This window comes from Bdellovibrio sp. HAGR004 (genome assembly GCF_055397015.1).
This window is the reverse complement of the sequence record NZ_AP029176.1, coordinates 2,209,159-2,228,813: the sequence shown is the minus strand read 5'-3', so window position 1 is coordinate 2,228,813 and position 19,655 is coordinate 2,209,159. Positions and strand designations below refer to the sequence as shown.

The window sequence follows — 19,655 nt, the reverse complement described above, 5'->3', positions numbered from 1 at the left end:
TCAACTTCAACCTGTTTAATTAAAAAAACATCTGAGGTTCTGATGAAAAGTTTTGTCACGTTGTTGTTGGTATTTGTTGCGGGAGCCGCTTATGCAAGCTCCGAAGTTCGCACCTTGGAAGGGTGTACGGTCCAGCATCCTGAGTTGCCGTGGAAGGCCCCGGTGCAAGCGTCCTGGAGCGGGGGGTGCGCCGAGGGTGAGGCGACAGGTTTTGGATGGTATCGCTTTGATCTGGCTGCTGAAGGTTTTAAAGACAGCAAGGTGGAAGTATTCTTGAATCTTGAAGGTGGTTTATTTAGTAACGATTTTTATTTTGCCCGTATTACCACTGGTCAGCAGATTCAGTTTGAAGGTTATGCCGAGGCCGGTGGTTATCAGATTTCTTCTGCTGACTGCGCTGTTCAGGTGCAGTGTCGCCAGGTCAAGACAGCGTTGGAAAATGACGGGAAACCGCCAGTTCCGCCAGAGCGTCCGAAGGCGCCACTGACACCTCCGACAGCGCCGCCCAAAGAAGCTCCTTCTGTGGAGGCGCCAGTCCCTCGAGGGGATTCTTTGCAGAACAGCCGAGAGCATTTCTTGAGAGTCAGTCGTCAAATTCCTATTTTTATGCGCGCACATTTTGGTGAAGACCCGCAGGTGGCTGAGGAAGTGATTCAGTCCATGGCGACCTTTTCCCAATCGTGGATGAAGTATGCGTCCTTCATTTGTCAACGGGGAGGTCGTCAGTTGAGCCATTGTGAAAAATATCAGTTGGATATGATGTCGACCCTGTTGATGAGAATCATGGCGCAGGAAACCGAGGATTACTTCCCGGTGACACGTGGTTTTTCCAACTACTCCGAAGCCAAGTGTGCAGGGACCAGTTCCGTGGCGGATCATTTGAACTGTATTCAACGGCAATGTGAAAAGCGAGTTCGTGAATTGCAGGGGATGCACCCGAAAGCCATGGCGGCGGCGGTGGACGCTATGGGCGCCTATGCCCATGGTCTTTCCTATATGACGGCTTTGGGTGGTTCTGCCAGGATGTCTGAATCTCTTTATCTCTACGAGCGTATGCTTCAGTTTGTTTATGAGATGGCCTACTTTGATTGGAAGAACTAGGGCCGTGTCCGTTTAGTGGATGCGGTGGTGGCGAGCTTCCTGTTTTTGCTCACAGCAAGGGCAGGAGGCCTCTTCGGAAAGAACGGCATGTTCAGTCATCTGTTTGTAGCTGAACTCCAAAGCCGTTCCACATTGCTCGCAGTTATTGATGGCCTGACGGAAAGATTCACGTTTAAGGAACTCTTCAGTAGGTAAGATGTTGAATCTGAAAACTTCCATGGGAACCTCCTTAAAGGCTGTCAGTGCTAACGATACCTTTCTTATCGGTAAAATCCGTTTCAACTTGAGACAAAAGTGAGACAGTGAAAGTTTTGCAAGGTACATTTCCAGAGGGAAATGCCTGAAAAATATGCACGTTTTGCGAGTGCCACAGGTGGGCGGAGTCGCGTAGCCAGCGGCGCGGCCCATCTGGGAAACTCGTTCAAGCGTGCAAGCACATGGTAGAGTGCGTTCTCATGCTTGGCCGATAACTCGTCTTGCGGTGGGGGCGCAATAGGAATGAAAAACAGTCTATTAAACGCTCTCACAAGCCTGTGAGAGCGAAAAGAATCACAGGGCATACAAGTTAAAAGCCAAGTTCCCCCAACGCGTGCAGGGCCTCGTAAGAGGGTAAAAGGGGGATGCGCCGAAGCGTGCTAACGACTCGGTGGAGCTGGGTGGGATTAACTATAGGGAAGCAATTTTTTTGTGGACCTATAGGGCTCACTGCGCCTTGCGGCATCCGATCTGATGGAACTGGCCGGGAATTTCGGCCCTTCCCTCTCTCGCAACGAGTTTCAAAATCCAAGACACAACTTAACCGCACTGCGGTTGTCGAACGGAGGACGAAACTATGCGCTACCCGAAAACGTGGGCCGAAGACTTTGCAAAGTCTCTCTCGCAGCTCGTTTTTTCAATCGAAGAGCTGGACAGATTTATTAAAATCTTTCAGCGCGAATCAAAACGAAAATTCGACTTTAAAAAAGAAGGTCTTTGCATGACCGCCGTCGAATTTTTCCAATACCAGAAACAGGTGAAAGAGTGTCTCGCGGCCTTGCGAAAACGTCGCCGCGAAATTCTGCGGGAGGCAAAAATATGAAAAACAAAGTCGGTCGGCCAAAACTCGCTCTTAAACCAGCGATAGCGGCGCATAAAAGACTCAACCCAAAGGGCTGGGACGGAAAAAAGAAAAACCGCGCCACGGCCTCCACAAGCGAAATAAACACATTGCCTATCGGAAGGGAGCAAAATACCTATGGAAGTAACTAAAAGGCCGCGCGCGGCGATCTGTCCGAATGACGTTCATTGCGAAATTTACAACCCAATGGAAGAGGAGCTGATTTTTGAGAGAATGGAAGATCACGCCCGCCGACGCCTAAAAATGAACTTGCAGCCGGGACCGCAAAAAGTCCTCTGCAAGCCAGACGGCTTTTGCTACCTCCCGCACCAATACTACACTGTGAAAACCAAGTCCGGGCGGCCATGCCGCTTTATCAAAAATTTTGGCGACGAAATGTTTAAAGGAAATAAAAAGCCCTCCGCGCCGGAAGCTTGGGAGAAAAAACATTTCTAGTCTCACGATGAGACGGTCAAGAAAATTTACCTAACCGTTTTTTAGTTTAAGGCCGAAAATATGAGCATGAAACCGATCATATTTTTGGCCCTTTTTTCAATAATGGTTTTGTTTTTTCAAAACTGTTCTGGCAGTGGCTCTAGTGTTTTGAAAACTGATCTAAAAAGTCCCACTGACCAACCTTCTAATGAGCCTCAAGAGCCGGTAAAAGAAGTCCAAGAGCATCAAAAAGTGCTGTCTATACCGCTAGAATACACCTCCCTAGTCACTGTATTTCAGTCTTTGGGAAAAAACCTTGTTATTGATGACTTAATTATCGAGTTTGTCGAACAAACTCCAGACATGGAATTTAGTTATATGCCGGGAAAGTGCGAAAAACTGCCGAATAAAACTCCCAAAATATCAATCGCTTTGTGGGCCAAGGACCGAGCAAATGATAACGGCGTAGGAAGGTTTCTGTTTTATCACCTTATGGGCCATTGTGTTTTAGGGCGTCCCGACAATGATCTGCTAGTACGTAACGGTTTTGAGCCGAATCAGTGGGCAGCTGCAAGCATAATGAATCCAAGAATTGAAAGCGTGATGTCGGACTGGTGGTGGGTTGATGGCCGAAAAACCGTTGACACATATTTTCCTACTTATTACCGCGAGCTTTTCGAAAATACCCCATGGGACCCATATTTAGTAGAAAACTAAAAAAATCCTTGCGCTAAATTCAGACATTTTTTCTTCTTAAAGAGGTCTTTTTGACCAGCTCGGAGGGGCCCCCAAGCCCTCTCTGGGCGACTTTTAAAGGAGCTAAAAATGCCTTATTTAATTGCCGCCCTTGTCGCAGGTTTTTTAGCCGCCGGACTTTTTGGCGACGAAAACACCGAAGAAAACGAAACAAAAACATCCAAAGCCCCTCCCAAAAAATCAAAAAAGTCTGAGGATGAAGAATAATGGAAACGGAAGTTATTGAACAACCGTCAACGGAAGTTTCCGAACTAATTCAGTCGATTGGCGAAGCGAAGCAAGAAATTGCAGAGGTGACTCAGGCGATTGACAAAAAAGAGCGCAAAGGTGGGCGTCCGAAAGGCTCAACCGACAAACAACCGCGAAAAAAGAAGGGGCAAGTTGAGGTTCAAAGCAACCTTAACCCTTCTCCTTCCGTAGATCAGGGCCAAGATTTAGCGCCGACGGCTGAAATGATTATGCCGATGCTCGAAGGAGTTATCAAGTTTCCGTTCGATATTGCGGCCTCACGCACGGGTTGCGAAAAACTTCGAGTTACCGAAGAAGAAGCGAAACCCACTGTGCAAGCACTCGATCAGTTTTTGCGTTTTTATATGCCGGACTTGAATCAAGCCGACCCGAAACTTGTTGCAGCTTTCACTCTTATTTCATCGGCGAGTCTATTGGGATATGCCAAGTTCCAGGTGTATTCAGATTGGAAAGCAGAAGAGGATGCGAAGCTAAAAAAACAGCTTGAGCAAGCGCAGCCGCAGCCGCAACCTCCAACGCCCCAGCCAGTGAGAGCACCACAGAGTCCTTTCGAGGTTATTCAGGCGAATTGATATGTTTAAAGTGACCGACTTTACCCTTGCGATGGGCATTAAAGGAAGCGGCAAGACTTACCTTTCAAGGAAGGTTCAAAGCTTTTTCCCAAAAGTCGTAGTCATTGATACCATGAACGAGTATCACGACGGTCTTGTTTTTAGTGATTTTGATAGTTTTTGCGAAACTCTCTTAGAGTTTAAGAAAACTCGAAAAAAGGTTTTTCGGTTAATTTTTAAGTTTTCGCCTGAAACAAAAAATAAGGCGGTTATTTTTGATAACCTTTTAAGAATACTCTTTAAGTGCGGCAATCTCTGTATTGTGATCGAAGAGATACATATGTACTCGTCACCGCACAAGCTCCCTCAATGGCTTGAAAACTGCGTCCTTATTGGGAGACATCAAAATCTTTCAATGGTTTTCACATCACAAAGACCGGGCGAAATTAACAAAACAATCCTCTCTCAATGCCAACACGTTTTTTGCGGGCGGGCTTTTGAGAAAAACGATATTGATTATCAAAAATCATTTTTAGGGGTTTTTGCAAATAACCTAAAAACTATGAAAAAAAGGATGTTCATTTATTTTTCGCCGGACAGAGAAACTCTGCTTTTGATGGACAATGATTTAAAAACAGGACTTGAATTAAAAGAAGACACTTCCGACCCTTAAGGTCAGAGGTTCAAAACAACAACAAACTTTTTTTGCCCGATAACTACGGGCCAAGGAGTACACAATGCCAAGCAAAAAGGCAATTATCACAGGTCTCGCTCTAGCAGCGGCTTTCATGTTGATCTATAACAAGGTGCCCGCAGTTAAACGCGCCCTTGGCGGCGCGTAAGAGGTGCGATCATGGCAGGAGTTATGACGCAAATCCCTCGCGCCGAAAGGCAGAGGATTCTAGAACCCATTGACTTTAAAGAGGGGCAAGTCCTCTCTCGTGACCTCCCTAAAGATACGGTGCTGAAGCACCTTATCTTGCGCTTGAGTGGTGCTGTTCAAACTACTTACGCATCTGGCACTCCTATTGCCAATGCAGAGAGTACATTCGACAGTGTTATTAGCCGTATTGACGTTAAAATCAACGGCGGCACAACTGTTAAATCAGTGCGCCCTCACTTGATGCACGTTCAACAGCTTTTCTCGACGCTCATCCAAGCAGAGAGAAAAGCAGAGGCGAAAGCAGCCCCAAGTAACGTACCTAATCCGGTGACAGAAGGTGGTTTTGTCTACGGTACGACCGGACAATTCACAGAGGTTGCTGAAACTGTTTTGGTGTCTTTCCAAAACGTGTACGCGAAACGCTATAATCACACTCAATATGGCCCAGAAAGCACGTGGTTGAACTTGAAGCAAGTTTCAAGTGCTACGGTTGAGTTGAACTGTGGCAACTTTAAAAGTTTGCAGAACGCTGCAACTACTAACGTAGCAGTAACCTATGCGAACAATACTTTTAAAGTTCACGTTCAAACCGTTGAAGCTCAGGATGTTCCGGCGAACTTCAACTTCACTCTTTGGAAACAAACGACTCGTGAAGTTACTTTCAGCGGTCCGGTGACAGACTATGCCATCGACATCAACAAAGGGAACCGTTTGCAAGGTATCATGCTCTTTGCGAAAGATGGCTCTAACAATAAGTTGGCAAGTAATCTTTTGATTAAAGACGTGGCTCTTGTTTTGAATGGTCAGACGACTATCAAAAAATCCCGTTTCCTTGATCTGCAAGCGGACAACCGCTCTCGCTTCGGTGTTGATGCAAAATTTGCAGGTGGCGTTTCTCGTCTCGACGGCGTGGCGTACCTCGATCTTTTGCAGGACGGCGATCTTTCGAGCGCGCTTGAAGTTATGCAGCCGGTTGTTGATAACGTGCAGCTTGTGATTTCTCTGCATCAAAGTACCGAAGTGCCGAACCTGTATCAGGCACCTCCGGCGTCTTTGACGATTGAAACGCAAGAGTTGATCTTGCCTCGTTAAAATATCCATTGGAGTTTGCGCGGGCCTTCTCCTTAAAACCGCGCACCTTTTTGGAGATTTTAAATGAAACTGTATGCCGAATATCTTAAAGAACGTCGCAACCGCAATATGGTTTTGATTCCTGATATTGCTTTTGCAACCTATGAGATTAACGGCGACGAGTGCTATATCGTCGATGTTTACGTCACTCCCGAAGAGCGGCACAAGCATCATGCAACCAACCTTGGCAACAAAATCGCCGAAATAGCAAAAGAAGCCGGGTGTAAATATCTCAAAGGCTCAGTGGACCTTGAGGACGGTACGAACGGCGCGGCTTTGCCGGGGCTTTTAAATTGGGGCTACCGCGTGGTTCACGCACAAAACAATATCATCATTTTGAAAAAGGACCTCGCGGATGGGTGACGTTGAAAGAGAAGTCAAAAACGCAACGAACACCGTAAGTAATGCCGTAGGCGGCGCAGTGAAAGCCGTCGATCAGGCTTGGAACACGGGACGTGAAAGCTTTGAACGCAGTGACGTTGGCCGTGTCGTGAGCACCGGGCTTAGGCCGATCACTGCGACAGTCGAAGCGACTGGGGACGTTGTGCGCGGCGTGGGCACCGGACATATTGACCGAGGCTTTACGATGGCCGGACGACGACTCATTGGCGCTGCGGGAGAGGTCTTTAATCCGGTAGCGCAAGCCTCTAATGCTTTTGACTTTGTCGAAGACGGTCTCAAACGCGATCACTTTTTTAGTTCCTTCGCCGAGTCAGCGGACGCATATAGAACCTTGCAGCGTGGTGAGGCACTCACCGACGCAGAAAAAAACTCTCTGGTAAATATGACGGTCAAGCAGGCAGCTATTGCGGGCGCGGTTGCGGCTGCGCCTTACGCGGCCAGTGCCGCGTCATCCGCAGGCTCTTGGGTTGCGGCTAATCCGATGACGGCCACGGTTGCGGGCTCTCAAGTTTATTCAGGCTTGCAGCGCGGGAACATGGCTCAGGTCGCCAGCGGCTTGGCCGGGACCGGGATGTTTGACGGTATCGAATGGCCGAACTTGGAACTTCCACAGTTTCCTTCCTTGCCTCAGGAATGGACCGACGCGTTTAAGGACATTCAAAATAACTTGAACTCCGGGCAACCCAAAGTGAGTGCTCCGGCGACAAGTCCAATAGTTATTCCCTACCCCAATAGCGCCCAAAGCTCTGGGACGGCTCTCAGTCCAATTATTTTGATCGGGGCAGCCCTTGGGGTAGGTCTAATTTTCATGCTTAAGAAACGACGATAGGAGCTTTTAAATGAGTTTGTTTGATGACCTAAAAAAAGTTGCCGAAGAGGGCGCAAAAAAAGCAGGGGCCGACATTTCGGTTTACCTCGCGAATCAAGTAAGTGCCCCGTTTGTAAAAATTGCACAAGACATGGGGGCTAACCTCACCGTGGCGCAGATCGAGGCCGGAAAGACGCCCGCGCCACCGACGGTTGCACCTCCGAACAACACAGACCCTACGCCGTCGGCCTCGTTCTTTGGAACGCGTGTTGCCCCTTGGATGCTTTTGGCTGCGGTCGGCGTCGGCGCATTTTTCATTTTTAAAAGGAGATAAGCCATGACGTTCACGCGTGAACAGGTCTATGCACTTTTAGAAAGAATCAGAGAGGTCGATCAGGCCGGGATTTATGAGGGTGCCACAGACAAGCCGCATGACATCCAAGAGATCGTTTTGAACTTGGACGAAGAGCGTCCCGAAACCAACCCTCTTGTTATTCACACACCTTTTAAAAATCTTTTTGTCGAAGAGGCGACCTCTACGACGAATCACTTCTTCTTAAAACCAAACGCACCAGAAACTTATCAACGGCCATTTAAGTTTGAAGTGAACTCCTCGGTAGAGTTTGAGCCTGCGGTTGCGAAAGCATACTTGCATTGGCCGCGACAGCCGGGCGCTAAAATGGTGCTCAAGCTTTCGGTCAATTCAAAATTCAAAACCGGAAAGCTATTGTCACTCAACGCGGGCGGGATTTCGCTGTCAGAGGGTGCGAGCATTGTTGGACCGACACACGTCGTGCTTGTTGCGAATACAGCCGCGCAGATTGCTCCGGCGAATTTTAATCGCAAAGTCGCAACGATTGAAAACAAAACAGGTGCAGACCTTTTTGTCGGCGGTGATAACACAGTCAATGCGACAACAAACGAGGGCATCAAGATCCCGCCAGGTTCCAAGATTTTTTGGAAAAACTCGGCGGCTCTTTGGGGATTCTCAGTGCCGGGCGGCAAAGTCACGCGCATAGAGGAGGAGTAAAATGGATATTTTGCTTGCGAACCCTACTCGTAAAGTTGTCGAGGCCGCTGGGAACATCGGAGAGATTGTTAAAAGCAAAATCTTTGGTTCAAGCACATTTGCAAATCCTTGGTATGTGAACACTGTTTCCAATACCGTGATTGGCGACTCACAAATTAGCCTAAAATGTTCCGGCGGGCGTCCTGTTCTACTTTGGATTGGTGGCTTTAACGCGAAGTTCTCACAAGAAGCAATATCCACAGCTATCAATGGCAGTATGCGCTTGATTAGAAACGCATCTGTTATTGCAAACCCATCTTTGCGGATCAGTCTTGGGACTGGGACCTTCTTTCAGCAGCCGTCTTCATTCTGGTTTATAGATGAAAACCCGCCAGCGGGAACAAACAACTATTACCTCGATGCCAACAGAACCGGAAGCGGGAACGCATCGGACCGCTACCGCTTTGATAACTGCGTTCTATACGCAATGGAGCTTTAGAATGAACTCTCAGCAAGTTGACGAACAACGCGGGCGAATGATTTTAAATCACTTTCACAACTATAACGTAAAGCACTTTCCGAACGTATATAAGTTGGATTTTGAAACGCTGATTCGCACTATCGAAGCAAAAAAAGGCGCAAGGTTTTTCCTTGAGGGCCTCGGCATGGCTGCAAACGCAATCCCAATGGATGACGAAGACTGCGAAGACGCAATGATAAAACTTGCGAAACTTTCGCAAGGTCGTATCCCGGAAAACTGGAATACTTTTATCAAAGCACTCAGCGATCAGGCGCAAGATATTAAATGGGATAATCTTGTGATGACAGTCGGCGGTGAGGTTGCCGAAAAAGTCGCCGACGGTTTTGCGGAGGTTGGCAATGTTACCTTGGACACACTCAAGAGTGTTGGCACAGTGTTGCCGCTTTTTGTGGTGGGCGCATTGGGCTTTTTTATCTTCAATAAGGTGAAGTGATGCCCTTTTATTTGTTGGCCGGACTGATCGGCGTGGTTTTTTTAGGTTTTTCGCAGAAAGAGGAGATCAAAACCGTCATGCAAAAAACAAACGGCTCTTGGACAAGGTGGGATGCTGATTTTAAAGCCGCCGCCGCAAAATGGAAGCTTTGGCCGAACGCTTGGAAGGACTTGAAAGCTATCTGCATGAATGAGTCGAGTCTTGGCGAAGCAAAATCAGTAAAGCACGGCTTGCAATATCCCAACGATATTGAGGCATCAAAGTCCTACGATGGAAAGTCATGGGGAATAATGCAAGTGACCTTAACAACTGCGCAGTGGCTTGACAGCTCTGCAACGGAGGCGAAACTCAATGACCCAATATATTCCATTGATCTTGCTGCTCGTTATCTTGCTTATCTCCGCAAGCTTTTTCCCGGTGAGTTGGCCACTGATATTCAGTGGATTATTAAGTCGTATAATCAAGGACCGGGAAACTCCCAAAAAGAACGTGCCGGAACGTCCAAGGGATATGCTGGAGAGTATTGGGCAAGATTTCAGCGAAACCGACAACGTGTCGAGGAGGGATAAGATGTTCAAAAAAATAAAACTGAAAGTTGTGGGCATGATAATCGCAATCGCTCTTGCAGCGGCAGCGGGTTATCTTGGCGTGAGTGAACAAGACTTGCGAGACGCAGCTCTTGGAACGGCACCTATTGAGGCAGAATAATGGAAGAGATAAGAGCGGTCATCGGCGATCAAAATATGCAAAATGCTTTTTGGCTTGTGGTGGGCTCTTTGGTTCTTTCAAACGCGGGACTTATCGCAAGCGGCGTGGTCTCGCACTTTCGCAAGATTCGCAAAATGCGAAGGGATATTGACACAGCTTGGGTTGAAATTCGTTTACTAAAAAAGGCTTTGGCCGACAAAGAAGGAGAAGAAAAATGAAGTCTTGGATTGTTCACTATAAAAATAAGTTTCCGGGTTGCACAGTAAACGCGACAGAAAACTCTCTTGATGTTTTCGGCGCGGACGGCTCGCACCTTGTGAGTCTCGTCAAAAACGGCGCGGGCCAGTGGGTTGACCGCTCTGAAGAGATGGGTTGCGCAAAAAAGCACTGCACAGCTCCTATTCCACGCGATGCGCGAGTCCACAAGCTTTGCAAAGTAACGGGGAATATCATTCCCGATGAAGAAGCGGGCGAACGCGTGAAAGCTCGTCGTGCAGTGATGAACTCTGCGGGTGAGGTTCGCACTATTGCTGAAATGCAAGCACAGGGGCACGAGTTCGATGCGAAGGGTGGGTTGATCAAAAAGACTCAGACTCCGCAAGTATCGGCGCCACAAACGCCGCAGACACCGCAAGTTATCTCTTAAAAAGGCAAAGCCCGCGCGAGCGGGCTTTAGTATTTGACCTTTAAAATTCTGCGCATCTCTTTGCGTGAATAAACGTAATCCAAATAGACCATAGTGTTTTTGATACTCCGATGCCCGAGCAAAATCTGCACTAGCTTGATGTCTCTTGTGGATTCGAAAACTCGAATTGCAAGCGTGTGTCTGAGGGCATGGAAGCGTTTTTTTACCGGGCGATATAGTCGCCAGATTCTATTTAAGATTGTATAACAGAAAGGAAAGATCCGGTCCTCGGGGCTTTTGCAGACCTTTTTTGCATAGCTGTAAAGTTCAAAGAAGTACCACGGAGGCAAGGGAATCTCACGGTCATTGGAACCTTTAAGGCCGTATATCAAAACAGTCTTATGATCGGCGTCGAGGTCTTTCAGGCGCACGGCAAGACCTTCATTTGCACGCGCAGCCGTGAACATGAACAACTTCAAAAGAATTGCGTAACGAGACTTGCGACGGCGAACATGAGCCCGCAGTTTTCCATATTCCGATGCGGATAAGAATTTTTCCTTTGTGATAGCCCACGGCTTTTGTTTTCGTGGTGTTTTTTCAGTTTCAACTACCATCACGGGCCTACTTTCCTTTTAGCTCCGCGATAAGGGCGTCTCCTTCTTTGCAAAGCGATCGAAGCTTTGCGCTTAACGCTTCAAAGGTCGCAGTTTCCTTTTGGCTGTTTTTTTCCATTTGTCTCCGAAGGCGACTCAAGTCCGAAATTTCGATGATGATGTCACTTAAGCGGGACATTTTGCCTGAATGTTCAAGTGATGCTTTAAGTTTTTCCGGCATTTTTCCTCTTTCCGCAGCGCATTTTTATTTGAAAGCGCGACATTTCAGTCGTGCAATTAAGCTGCGCTCGCAATCCTAAGAGGTAATGTTTCTAAACAAAATAGGGTGTTTTTTCAGGGTTGTTGAAGGTCTTAAAATTGTAAAAACTACAAGGCCGAAAACCCCAATAATTACCGACCTCTTGGTGTGTCACTTTGAGACAAAAATGCGCCATGACATAGAGTTTGAGCAGCGCATTAAGGCCGGTTTTTATGGTCTCTAAACCTAGGTCCAGATACAATCGGCGCCATGAAAGACTACATCCAGTATCTTCAAGACGTCCTGGGTCTTCAAAATGTTATGCTCTCACAAGATCAGGCTTCTGAAGCGGAAGCGGTCAAGACTCGATTTTTCACCTCGACAGGTCCCTTCAATCCTTCCGAGCTGCGCCATTACGAACTGGTGTTTTTAAATATTCTAACTCAGAAGAAAGAAAGTTTGTTCTTGCCAGAGGTGCAGGATCTGGCTGCGAAGATGAAAGCGGCGATGAAGCTGCGCAATTTGCAGGTTCTGGAGCTGGACTGCACGGTGGAGGATCGTTCGCAGTTGCCGTCCGAGTTGGCCAAGGTGTGCGAAAGCAAAGTGGTGGTCGTCTACAGTTCTTTCCCTAAGGACATCGGCGAATTGATTTTCAAAGGACCTGGCAAGTGGCTTGAAACCTACAGTCCGGCTTATTTGTTAGAGGATCCGGGTGCTAAAAAAGTGGTCTGGAATGATCTGCAAAAAGTGATGAAGGAGTTGGGCGTATGAAGTTCCTGATGTTGCTGTTCATGACGTTTTTTGCAGGGGCGGCGGCAAAGGCTGACTGCACCACCGCGATCACAATCAATGAACCCATTTCAGCATCGACATCGGACTACCTTGATCGGGCCGAACGCCGCGCTGTTGAAAGCAAATGCAGCTCGCTGTACTTGCGCATAAATACACCGGGCGGCAGCCTGCAAAGCACGCGTCTGATCGTCGAGCGTATCTTGGCGTCTCCGATTCCTTACCTGTGTCTGATCGCGCCTCGTGGCGGTCATGCGGGCAGTGCAGGTGCTATTATTCTGCAGGCCTGCCATGTGAACGGCGGTTTGACCGCCACGAACATTGGGGCTGCCACTCCGATTCTGGGGTCGGGTGGGGAAACTCCGGAAGACCTGCGAAAAAAACTTGTCAACGACACCGTCAGTTGGATGGAAGGTGTGACCAAGCTTCGTGGGCGCAGTTTGAAGTTTTCAAAAGAAATCATCACGGAAGCCAAATCCCTCAGCAGCGAAGTGGCGCATCAGGAAGGGGCGCTGGATATTCTGGCGGCCTCCGAGCTGGACTTCTTGGAAAAAGCCCAGGGGCGCAAAGTTATTGTCGGGGAAAAGAAAGAGACTTCCGTGGTCGCCGTTCATGATCTGCAGGAGTTTGTTCCCGATATTCGCTACAGAGTTCTGAGTTTTGTGGCTGACCCCGAATTTGCTTATCTGCTGTTTATGGGAAGTCTGGCCCTGCTTTATGTCGAGATTACCAATCCGGGATTGATTGCTCCGGGAGTGATCGGTGGTATCGGTCTGGTGTTGTCGATGGTGGCGTTTCATAAGCTGGATGTGACCTGGGGTGGGCTTGCTTTGATTCTATTGGGAATAGCGTTTCTGGTTGCGGAAATGTTCATTCCAAGCTTCGGAGCCCTGGGTATTGGTGGATTGATCGCCGTTTTTGTGGGGAGTGTGTTCTTGTTTGATGCTCAGACGACGGGTTACAGCCTGCCGCTTTCTTTGATTATTTCTGTTGTGGGTGTTCTGGGGATTTTGTTCCTGGGCATTGGTTATTTGGCCTTAAAAACCATCCGTATGAAAACCAGGGATTCCGATGCTCAAATGCAGAGTTCCGAGGGGATCGTCATGACGGTGGAAGGCAACGGTCACCGTGGTCAGGTGGAGATCATTGGTGAGATCTGGAACTTTGTTTCAGAAGACCCGTTGCAGGAAAAAGACCGCGTTCATGTGACGGGACGCCAGGGTCTGACGTTGAATGTGAAAAAAATTAAATAAGGAGAAAATAATGGAATTTATAATTGGCCTGATTGTGATCGGTGGTATCGTCGGCAGCTCGATGATCAAGATCCTGAATGACTGGGAGCGTGGTGTGGTTTTGCGTCTGGGTAAAGCCGTGGGTGTGCGCGGACCTGGTTTGATCCTGTTGATCCCGTTCATCGAACGAATGATCAAGATCGACACTCGCACCATCACGATGGATGTGCAGCCTCAGGACGTGATCACAAAAGACAACGTATCCATGCAGGTGAATGCGGTGGTGTACTTCAAAGTGGTTTCCCCGATGGAGGCAATCACGAAGATTGAGGACTACTACTTTGCAACCAGCCAGTTGGCACAGACAACTTTGCGTTCTGTGATGGGGCAGTACTATCTGGACGACGTGCTTGAACATCGTGACAAGATCAATGCGGCTTTGCAGGTGATCTTGGATAAAGCGACAGAATCCTGGGGTATTAAAGTCACCATGGTGGAAGTCAAGCAGATCGACCTTCCCAAAGAAATGCAAAGAGCCATGGCGCGTGAGGCGGAAGCCGAGCGTGAACGCCGTGCCAAAGTCATTTCTGCGGACGGGGAAGTGCAGCGTGCGCAGAAGCTTCAAGAGGCTTCCAACACTTTGGCAGGGTCTCCTTCAGCATTGCAGTTGGCTTATTTGCAGACTTTGACCGAAATTGCGGGTGATAAGACGAATACGATCCTATTCCCTTTGCCGCTAGACATCATTAAGCCCTTCGTGGAAATGGCGAAAAAGGAAAACTAGACTTTAATCGCTGGACCATTGTTGGTTAAATAAAAGGGACAAGGCCGGATGCTTTGTCCCTTTTTATTTTCAAAAACTCTACGGACGGAGTTTGGCAGTGAAGCTAGTATGGGCATCTTTGACTTTCATCATGGTCTTCGTCGGCTTTGTTTCTGACGTGCATTCTTCTGTTGTCTCGGACACGGGTGCTCCTTTGGTGCGAGTGCGATTAAAATCTCTTTCTTCCAAAGTTCAGATCTCCGGTTTGGGGCTTCGCTTTCAGAATCTGACTCAGAATTTCCGCCCGGTGGCGATACCGCAGGACGCGTTGGCTGAAGTGCGTGTGTTGCATAAGGATGGGAAAAAAATCTGGGCGTTGCGCACCAACAGCAAAGCCAGCGAACATCTTTTCACAGACAAGTACCTTCTGATCCAGGGGGACAATATCCGCATTGGCTCGCAAGCACTTCCGTCGCGGGTCTTGCTGAGCATGAACGCTGGCATGGTGGATGTTGTGGGCGTCATGCCGCTGGATGAATATGTCGTGGGAGTTCTTGCCAGCGAAATGCCCTTAGCCTGGCCACTGGAAACCCTGAAGGCTCAAGCCATCGCGGCAAGATCCTATGCTTTGGCGGTCATCAATGAACGCAAAGACAAGGCTTATCATCTGGAAAGCAGTGTTTTGGATCAGGTCTTCCGTCATGTGGTCGCTGAAGACCGCACAAGTCCTTTAATTCAAAAAGCCATGCAGGCCGTTGAGGAAACAAAAGGGATCAAGTTGTGGGATCCAAAAAGCCGTGTTTTGAAGGCCTTCTATCATTCTGATTGCGGAGGTAAAACGACGACCTCCAAGAATGTCTGGAACTATGGCGTGAACACCGGCATCGTCGTGGACAGTTCGTGCCCGACCAATCCCCGTGGCCAGTGGAGGCTGACCTTAAGCAAGGAAGATCTGAAAAAGCGTCTGCGCGTGACTGATTTTGATAGCATCGAGTTCGTCAGAAACCCGCAGGATCAGCGCGTGCAATCCGTGCGTGTGGCCTTCAATGGCAGCCCTGAAAAAGTTTTGTCAGCCAATGACTTCCGACAGTCCCTGGGATTTCAGGATCTGCGCAGTGCTTTGTTTGAAATGAAAAAGCAAGGCGAAGAGTTTTTGTTTCAGGGCCGCGGCTTCGGTCACGGGGTGGGTCTGTGTCAGTGGGGGAGCCGCTCACTGGGGCAAAAGGGATACACTTACAAACAAATCCTGAAGCACTACTATCCACTGGCAAAGTTGCAGTAAGGTATTGCGGGGCAGAATTTAAGTTGGGTCTGTTTTTTTTGGAAATTAGAAGTCAGCCGAAGAAGGTGGGGCAGGAGTTGCTCGCGGTATAAAAGGAAAAAGAGCTCTGCAAGAGAGTCTCTTTCAAGAAAAAATTCAAGGCCTCAAAATTAGAAAGCCAAAAATACGCGGGCAGCGAACATGAAGACCGCGCCCAGAATCAATGCATTTGTCACTGTCACTGTCATCGTAAAATCCTTTTTTAAGTTTGATACATCCCATTTCGGTAAGATGAGGAAAAATCTTAAATATTTGGTTTTTCGTCAAAGTTTTAGGCATATCAAGATGTGACAGGGCTCCCCGTTTTAAATGGGGGTGAGAGGCTAGCAACTCAGATCTTCGATTTGAGCAAGTAATTCTGACCTTTGTTTTTCGAAGATTCGATCCTCGGCCTTGATTGCCGGGACGCTTAAATCTTTTAAAAACTACCAAGCGCCTCAAGTCTTTTCATCCAGTCTCTTTGAGTGAGGCCTCTTGTGTGGGACAACTTTGTAAGAGGATGCGCTAATTCACTTATCTTATTGATAATTTCTTTTGATTTTTTTGAGTTAAAAATATCCCAGTAAATATCTTTTTTCCCATTAAAAACTAGGGCCGCATCTGGATCTTCTTGCTTGCCCAAATAAGCTGCGATCTCTAAGTAGTCAAAATCTCTTTCCTGAAGCAATTCTTTGATTTCTTCGGCCTCGGCATCACTAATATTCAGTAATGGCCGCATACGATTTAAAAACTCCACTCGATCGGCAAGCTCCCATACGGTGCGCTGTGTTGTTTCAAGTTCAAAGTTCATTGATAAAATCTCCCTAAAATTTTTACTAATGGAGGCTTCCAAGGATGGACTGCTCTGATCTCATCATTGATTCCATAGGTCTGCAAGACGTTGTACTGCAGTCTTTCAAAACTGACAAATCAACTCTAACATGTGAATTATGGGTGCAGCAAAAAAAAGATACTTGTGTTTGTGAGAGCTGTGGATTTTCTTTAAAAAATGTCAAAGACTACAGAATACGCAAACTAAAAGCTCCCCCTCTGGGGGCTTATAAAGAAGTGATAGTTCACTATCGTAGATTACGCGCTGTTTGCGACATGTGTTCAGGGCAACTTCGAATGTCTCCTATGAAGGGAGTTCACCCTCAATTCTCAAACATGACTTTGGCTATGGCTGAGGTTGCTGGTCTTCTCATGGAAGAGCTTACCTGCGAAGCTACAAGTCGCTATTTCCGCACGAATTCCAAAACCATGTGGGATCTGGATCAGTGGAGAATGAGGCACATGAAGAAATTCTACAAACTCCCTGATGATCTCAACGTCAGTCACATGAGTGCCGACGAAGTACACTTTAGAACTATAGTAAATACTCAAAGGAATAGCCCCTTTTCTGAGCGCTGGACCACTCAATATATAACCAGCCTTGTCTGCTCTAAGCTCTCAAAAGTCATTGCAACAGCTGGCGGACGAGATGCTATGGCTCTAGCAAATTGCCTCAAGACTTTATCTAAGAAAACTCGGGACCAAATTATATATTTTGCCTTAGATATGAATGCTGGATATTTCAGAGCTGTTTCCAAGCTATGTCCTAATGCAGAGATTGCTGTGGATAGATTTCATTTAGTTCAGAACCTTAATGAAACATTTAATACTCTCCGCAAAGACGAGTTTAGACTGGCAAAAAAAAGAAATGACAGCTTTCAAGCCGGGATGCTCGAAGGGGGGCGCAGATTTATCCTCATGGAACGCAATCCCAACTTGTCCATCGAAGAACAAAACCTTCTTGGGAAATTAAAAATGCTCAATACAAACATCAATGCGGGAATGTTGATCGTTGATTATTTCCATAAAGTTCTGGATGAAAAAACACTTCCAAACTTCCGAAAATCTCTGGCGCAATGGTACTACTTGGTTCGAGAATCAGGTATCAAAGTGTTCAAACAATTTGCTCAGAAGATTCGAAAATACAGGCTTAATATTCAGGCATATATTAAATCTAACCTGACCACTGCCATCTCAGAGGGCATCAATAATAAAATCAAAGTTCTAAAGAGAATGGGGTATGGATACAGCAACCAAGAATCTTTTGAACTCAAAATATTGCAACGCTGTGGGCTTCTTAACTCGTCTCATATTGATACGACTGGATGGCATTGGCATATCCCCCACCCCCAGTAAAAACGGAGAGGCATGTGACAGTGGTGCCCCTTTTGCGCATCTGCCGCAGACATTAGACGCTTTGTTTATTTCGTATCAGTCCGGGATGGGTGGATATTCCATGTGATAACATATACTTACATCGCTTTTGTTAGGCTTGGCATGTTGGCACAAGCATCGCAATAGAGTCACTGTGAGAGGTCCATCAAACAACCGGACCTTTTAAGTGAGGCTGATATGAAAACATTCAACTCTAAACTGATCTTCCTGCTGGCGGCGTTCTCTTTGATGGGTGTAGGCTGCGGAAAGAGCAATCAGTTCCAGACTGGATCTAACAATACAAATCAGCCTGTTTATGATGGCGGTGTTGGTGGCGAAGCTCCAGCAGCTCCAGATGGAGGCGGTACTTCTTCCGGTTCAACTTCCGGCGGCAACGTGGTTGATTTCGTACCAGTGTCTTTCGCGGAAATGAACTCTTATGTAGGTATTCGTCCCCTGAACAATCCAAGCAACTATAAGTTGACGATTGATTTGGAAAACGTGGGTAACAACCGTTACGGCGGCACTGTGAAGCTTTCTTATGTGGATACTGGCTACACTTATACTGGCACTTTTGATTCTGGTATGGGCACAAATGCGAAAATGAGTGGCTTGCAGGATAACAACATGTTGGAAGCTGAATACAACAGATGGTTCACTTACAACGGCAAAACAGTTTTCAACGGTTTCTTCCAGGATCAATACGGCGCGATTGTGGTGGTTATCGATAAAGTTGTAAACCAGGGTGACGGTCAGGGTTCCAGTACAGTGTCTGGCTCTGTTTACTACAAGAACTTTGGTCAGTCTTATGTGCAGCAGTCTCCGTACAGAAAATGCTGGTACATCCGCTCTGGTCCTTACAACTGCCGCGCTTCTGCTGTGATGAACAAAACAAGTCCATATCCAGCAGACGGTTACAGAAAGCTTGGAACATTCTCAGGCTTGGTGGTATCCGCAGCGTTTAAATAATCGGCCCCTGCCGACAGAGCTGCAGCGCCTGCGGGCGCGGAAGCTGAAGTGGATTGAGAATTTAGATTTAGACTTTAATAAAGAGAGATTTTAAACCGGAAAAACAGGAGAGAGAACATGGAAAGACTTAACAAAAAAACTTTAAGTTTTCCAGCAATGAGTTTCACACGAGCTTTCGCAGCGCTGGGAATGGTATTGGCCTTGGCGGCTTGCGGAAAGGGCGGCGGCGGTGGCGGTACGAACGCCAATGTTGGTTGGAACTGCTTGCAGCAATCCTGCGGCTCGATCAACCAACCGGTGGTTTTGACGACCTTTACTTCGCAAGCGGCTGATTCCAGCATCGTGTTGCAGAATATGCAGATGGTCGCTCAGTCGGGCTTGATCAGCAACACCTCCACAGGCAGCCCCTACAAATGGTACAGCGGTCCGATCGCAGTCCAGGGGCAGATGGTGGTGAGTCGTGCGATCTATGATTACCAGCCGTATTCACAGACTTTGGCGAGCAACTGTACAATTGCTGCGGGCACTTACTCTCTGCAAACCCGCACAGTGGGATACATGGGCTCTCAGGGACAAGTGGGCGGTTACTCAGATGGTCAGAACATTTTGGTACCGGATCTGATTACGACCAACGGTTCGATTGTGATGCGAATTGAAGCTCCCAGTCCAATGGGTCTGATCTCTGGTGGATCTCGCTTGTGGGGTGTGGTGCGCATCGTGAGTGTGAATGGTGTGACTTGCTCCAATAACTTCTACGGCGAATTCAACTAAGTTTGTCTTAATTCAGTTAGGAATCACCAAGCCCCGGGTTTATGCC

At 47.5% G+C, this 19,655-nt stretch carries 29 protein-coding genes; 25 read left to right on the top strand and 4 right to left on the bottom strand.

Going from position 1 to position 19,655, the window contains the following annotated elements:
* Window positions 1-42: 42 nt before the first annotated feature.
* Complete coding sequence (locus ACZ5ZV_RS11285; RefSeq protein ID WP_464117108.1) at window positions 43-1,101, top strand: hypothetical protein; 1,059 nt, start codon at window positions 43-45, stop codon at window positions 1,099-1,101.
* A 12-nt stretch (window positions 1,102-1,113) separates the two neighbouring features.
* Here ACZ5ZV_RS11285 and ACZ5ZV_RS11280 read toward each other — a convergent pair whose 3' ends face one another.
* Window positions 1,114-1,320: a hypothetical protein gene (locus ACZ5ZV_RS11280; RefSeq protein WP_464117107.1), complete on the bottom strand. Its 207-nt coding sequence runs from the start codon at window positions 1,318-1,320 to the stop codon at window positions 1,114-1,116.
* A gap of 855 nt (window positions 1,321-2,175) precedes the next feature.
* On the opposite strand from ACZ5ZV_RS11280, the gene ACZ5ZV_RS11275 reads away from it, so the two are divergent.
* The 17 genes from ACZ5ZV_RS11275 to ACZ5ZV_RS11195 all read left to right on the top strand — a co-directional run bounded on the left by ACZ5ZV_RS11275 (window position 2,176) and on the right by ACZ5ZV_RS11195 (window position 10,749).
* Window positions 2,176-2,349, top strand: a complete 174-nt coding sequence (locus ACZ5ZV_RS11275; protein WP_155723921.1) for a hypothetical protein — start codon at window positions 2,176-2,178, stop codon at window positions 2,347-2,349.
* A complete protein-coding gene (locus ACZ5ZV_RS11270) occupies window positions 2,336-2,653 on the top strand; it encodes a hypothetical protein (RefSeq protein ID WP_464117106.1) in 318 nt (105 codons plus the stop codon). The genes ACZ5ZV_RS11275 and ACZ5ZV_RS11270 overlap by 14 nt, the downstream gene beginning before the upstream one ends.
* Window positions 2,654-2,713: 60 nt before the next feature.
* Window positions 2,714-3,349 carry a hypothetical protein gene (locus tag ACZ5ZV_RS11265; protein WP_464117105.1) on the top strand — a complete coding sequence of 212 codons (636 nt, stop codon included), beginning with the start codon at window positions 2,714-2,716 and terminating at the stop codon, window positions 3,347-3,349.
* 108 nt (window positions 3,350-3,457) lie between these two features.
* A complete protein-coding gene (locus ACZ5ZV_RS11260) occupies window positions 3,458-3,595 on the top strand; it encodes a hypothetical protein (protein ID WP_155723923.1) in 138 nt (45 codons plus the stop codon).
* Window positions 3,595-4,209, top strand: coding sequence for a hypothetical protein (locus tag ACZ5ZV_RS11255; RefSeq protein WP_464117104.1), 615 nt, complete (start codon window positions 3,595-3,597; stop codon window positions 4,207-4,209). The genes ACZ5ZV_RS11260 and ACZ5ZV_RS11255 overlap by 1 nt, the downstream gene beginning before the upstream one ends.
* A gap of 1 nt (window position 4,210) precedes the next feature.
* On the top strand, window positions 4,211-4,861 hold the full coding sequence (locus ACZ5ZV_RS11250; RefSeq protein ID WP_464117103.1) for an AAA family ATPase: 651 nt from the start codon (window positions 4,211-4,213) through the stop codon (window positions 4,859-4,861).
* 180 nt (window positions 4,862-5,041) lie between these two features.
* Complete coding sequence (locus tag ACZ5ZV_RS11245) at window positions 5,042-6,163, top strand: hypothetical protein (RefSeq protein WP_464117102.1); 1,122 nt, start codon at window positions 5,042-5,044, stop codon at window positions 6,161-6,163.
* Window positions 6,164-6,226: 63 nt separating this feature from the next.
* Window positions 6,227-6,565, top strand: a complete 339-nt coding sequence (locus tag ACZ5ZV_RS11240) for a GNAT family N-acetyltransferase (protein ID WP_063242949.1) — start codon at window positions 6,227-6,229, stop codon at window positions 6,563-6,565.
* Complete coding sequence (locus ACZ5ZV_RS11235; RefSeq protein ID WP_063242950.1) at window positions 6,558-7,433, top strand: hypothetical protein; 876 nt, start codon at window positions 6,558-6,560, stop codon at window positions 7,431-7,433. Before ACZ5ZV_RS11240 ends, ACZ5ZV_RS11235 begins: the two co-directional genes overlap by 8 nt.
* A gap of 10 nt (window positions 7,434-7,443) precedes the next feature.
* The gene (locus ACZ5ZV_RS11230) at window positions 7,444-7,746 is read left to right on the top strand and encodes a hypothetical protein (protein WP_063242951.1); all 303 of its coding nucleotides are present in this window, start codon (window positions 7,444-7,446) and stop codon (window positions 7,744-7,746) included.
* Window positions 7,747-7,749: 3 nt separating this feature from the next.
* Window positions 7,750-8,442: a hypothetical protein gene (locus ACZ5ZV_RS11225; protein WP_063242952.1), complete on the top strand. Its 693-nt coding sequence runs from the start codon at window positions 7,750-7,752 to the stop codon at window positions 8,440-8,442.
* Window position 8,443: 1 nt separating this feature from the next.
* Window positions 8,444-8,920 carry a hypothetical protein gene (locus ACZ5ZV_RS11220; protein WP_464117101.1) on the top strand — a complete coding sequence of 159 codons (477 nt, stop codon included), beginning with the start codon at window positions 8,444-8,446 and terminating at the stop codon, window positions 8,918-8,920.
* A 1-nt stretch (window position 8,921) separates the two neighbouring features.
* The gene (locus ACZ5ZV_RS11215; protein WP_063242954.1) at window positions 8,922-9,395 is read left to right on the top strand and encodes a hypothetical protein; all 474 of its coding nucleotides are present in this window, start codon (window positions 8,922-8,924) and stop codon (window positions 9,393-9,395) included.
* Window positions 9,395-9,964 carry a lytic transglycosylase domain-containing protein gene (locus tag ACZ5ZV_RS11210; RefSeq protein ID WP_063242955.1) on the top strand — a complete coding sequence of 190 codons (570 nt, stop codon included), beginning with the start codon at window positions 9,395-9,397 and terminating at the stop codon, window positions 9,962-9,964. The genes ACZ5ZV_RS11215 and ACZ5ZV_RS11210 overlap by 1 nt, the downstream gene beginning before the upstream one ends.
* Window position 9,965: 1 nt before the next feature.
* A complete protein-coding gene (locus ACZ5ZV_RS11205; RefSeq protein WP_155723925.1) occupies window positions 9,966-10,103 on the top strand; it encodes a hypothetical protein in 138 nt (45 codons plus the stop codon).
* Window positions 10,103-10,321, top strand: a complete 219-nt coding sequence (locus ACZ5ZV_RS11200) for a hypothetical protein (RefSeq protein WP_063242956.1) — start codon at window positions 10,103-10,105, stop codon at window positions 10,319-10,321. The genes ACZ5ZV_RS11205 and ACZ5ZV_RS11200 overlap by 1 nt, the downstream gene beginning before the upstream one ends.
* Window positions 10,318-10,749 carry a hypothetical protein gene (locus tag ACZ5ZV_RS11195; protein WP_063242957.1) on the top strand — a complete coding sequence of 144 codons (432 nt, stop codon included), beginning with the start codon at window positions 10,318-10,320 and terminating at the stop codon, window positions 10,747-10,749. The genes ACZ5ZV_RS11200 and ACZ5ZV_RS11195 overlap by 4 nt, the downstream gene beginning before the upstream one ends.
* A gap of 26 nt (window positions 10,750-10,775) precedes the next feature.
* On the opposite strand, the gene ACZ5ZV_RS11190 is transcribed toward ACZ5ZV_RS11195, so the two are convergent.
* Together ACZ5ZV_RS11190 and ACZ5ZV_RS11185 are read right to left on the bottom strand one after the other, a co-directional pair.
* The gene (locus tag ACZ5ZV_RS11190; protein ID WP_464121413.1) at window positions 10,776-11,342 is read right to left on the bottom strand and encodes a tyrosine-type recombinase/integrase; all 567 of its coding nucleotides are present in this window, start codon (window positions 11,340-11,342) and stop codon (window positions 10,776-10,778) included.
* 7 nt (window positions 11,343-11,349) lie between these two features.
* On the bottom strand, window positions 11,350-11,562 hold the full coding sequence (locus ACZ5ZV_RS11185) for a hypothetical protein (RefSeq protein ID WP_464117100.1): 213 nt from the start codon (window positions 11,560-11,562) through the stop codon (window positions 11,350-11,352).
* A gap of 288 nt (window positions 11,563-11,850) precedes the next feature.
* On the opposite strand from ACZ5ZV_RS11185, the gene ACZ5ZV_RS11180 reads away from it, so the two are divergent.
* The 4 genes from ACZ5ZV_RS11180 (at window position 11,851) to ACZ5ZV_RS11165 (ending at window position 15,646) form a co-directional block, all read left to right on the top strand.
* Entirely contained in the window at window positions 11,851-12,351 is a 501-nt protein-coding gene (locus tag ACZ5ZV_RS11180; protein WP_464117099.1) for a hypothetical protein, read from the top strand.
* Window positions 12,348-13,622, top strand: coding sequence for an NfeD family protein (locus ACZ5ZV_RS11175; RefSeq protein ID WP_464117098.1), 1,275 nt, complete (start codon window positions 12,348-12,350; stop codon window positions 13,620-13,622). The genes ACZ5ZV_RS11180 and ACZ5ZV_RS11175 overlap by 4 nt, the downstream gene beginning before the upstream one ends.
* A 10-nt stretch (window positions 13,623-13,632) precedes the next feature.
* Window positions 13,633-14,385, top strand: a complete 753-nt coding sequence (locus ACZ5ZV_RS11170) for a slipin family protein (protein ID WP_464117097.1) — start codon at window positions 13,633-13,635, stop codon at window positions 14,383-14,385.
* Window positions 14,386-14,482: 97 nt separating this feature from the next.
* On the top strand, window positions 14,483-15,646 hold the full coding sequence (locus ACZ5ZV_RS11165) for a SpoIID/LytB domain-containing protein (RefSeq protein ID WP_464117096.1): 1,164 nt from the start codon (window positions 14,483-14,485) through the stop codon (window positions 15,644-15,646).
* Between the two features lie 457 nt (window positions 15,647-16,103).
* On the opposite strand, the gene ACZ5ZV_RS11160 is transcribed toward ACZ5ZV_RS11165, so the two are convergent.
* Window positions 16,104-16,475: a hypothetical protein gene (locus tag ACZ5ZV_RS11160; RefSeq protein WP_464117095.1), complete on the bottom strand. Its 372-nt coding sequence runs from the start codon at window positions 16,473-16,475 to the stop codon at window positions 16,104-16,106.
* Window positions 16,476-16,519: 44 nt separating this feature from the next.
* Between ACZ5ZV_RS11160 and ACZ5ZV_RS11155 the strand changes: the two genes are divergently transcribed.
* The 3 genes from ACZ5ZV_RS11155 to ACZ5ZV_RS11145 all read left to right on the top strand — a co-directional run bounded on the left by ACZ5ZV_RS11155 (window position 16,520) and on the right by ACZ5ZV_RS11145 (window position 19,609).
* The gene (locus tag ACZ5ZV_RS11155) at window positions 16,520-17,851 is read left to right on the top strand and encodes an ISL3 family transposase (protein WP_464117094.1); all 1,332 of its coding nucleotides are present in this window, start codon (window positions 16,520-16,522) and stop codon (window positions 17,849-17,851) included.
* A gap of 216 nt (window positions 17,852-18,067) precedes the next feature.
* Window positions 18,068-18,838, top strand: coding sequence for a hypothetical protein (locus tag ACZ5ZV_RS11150; RefSeq protein ID WP_464117093.1), 771 nt, complete (start codon window positions 18,068-18,070; stop codon window positions 18,836-18,838).
* A gap of 117 nt (window positions 18,839-18,955) precedes the next feature.
* On the top strand, window positions 18,956-19,609 hold the full coding sequence (locus tag ACZ5ZV_RS11145; protein WP_464117092.1) for a hypothetical protein: 654 nt from the start codon (window positions 18,956-18,958) through the stop codon (window positions 19,607-19,609).
* Window positions 19,610-19,655: the final 46 nt, after the last annotated feature.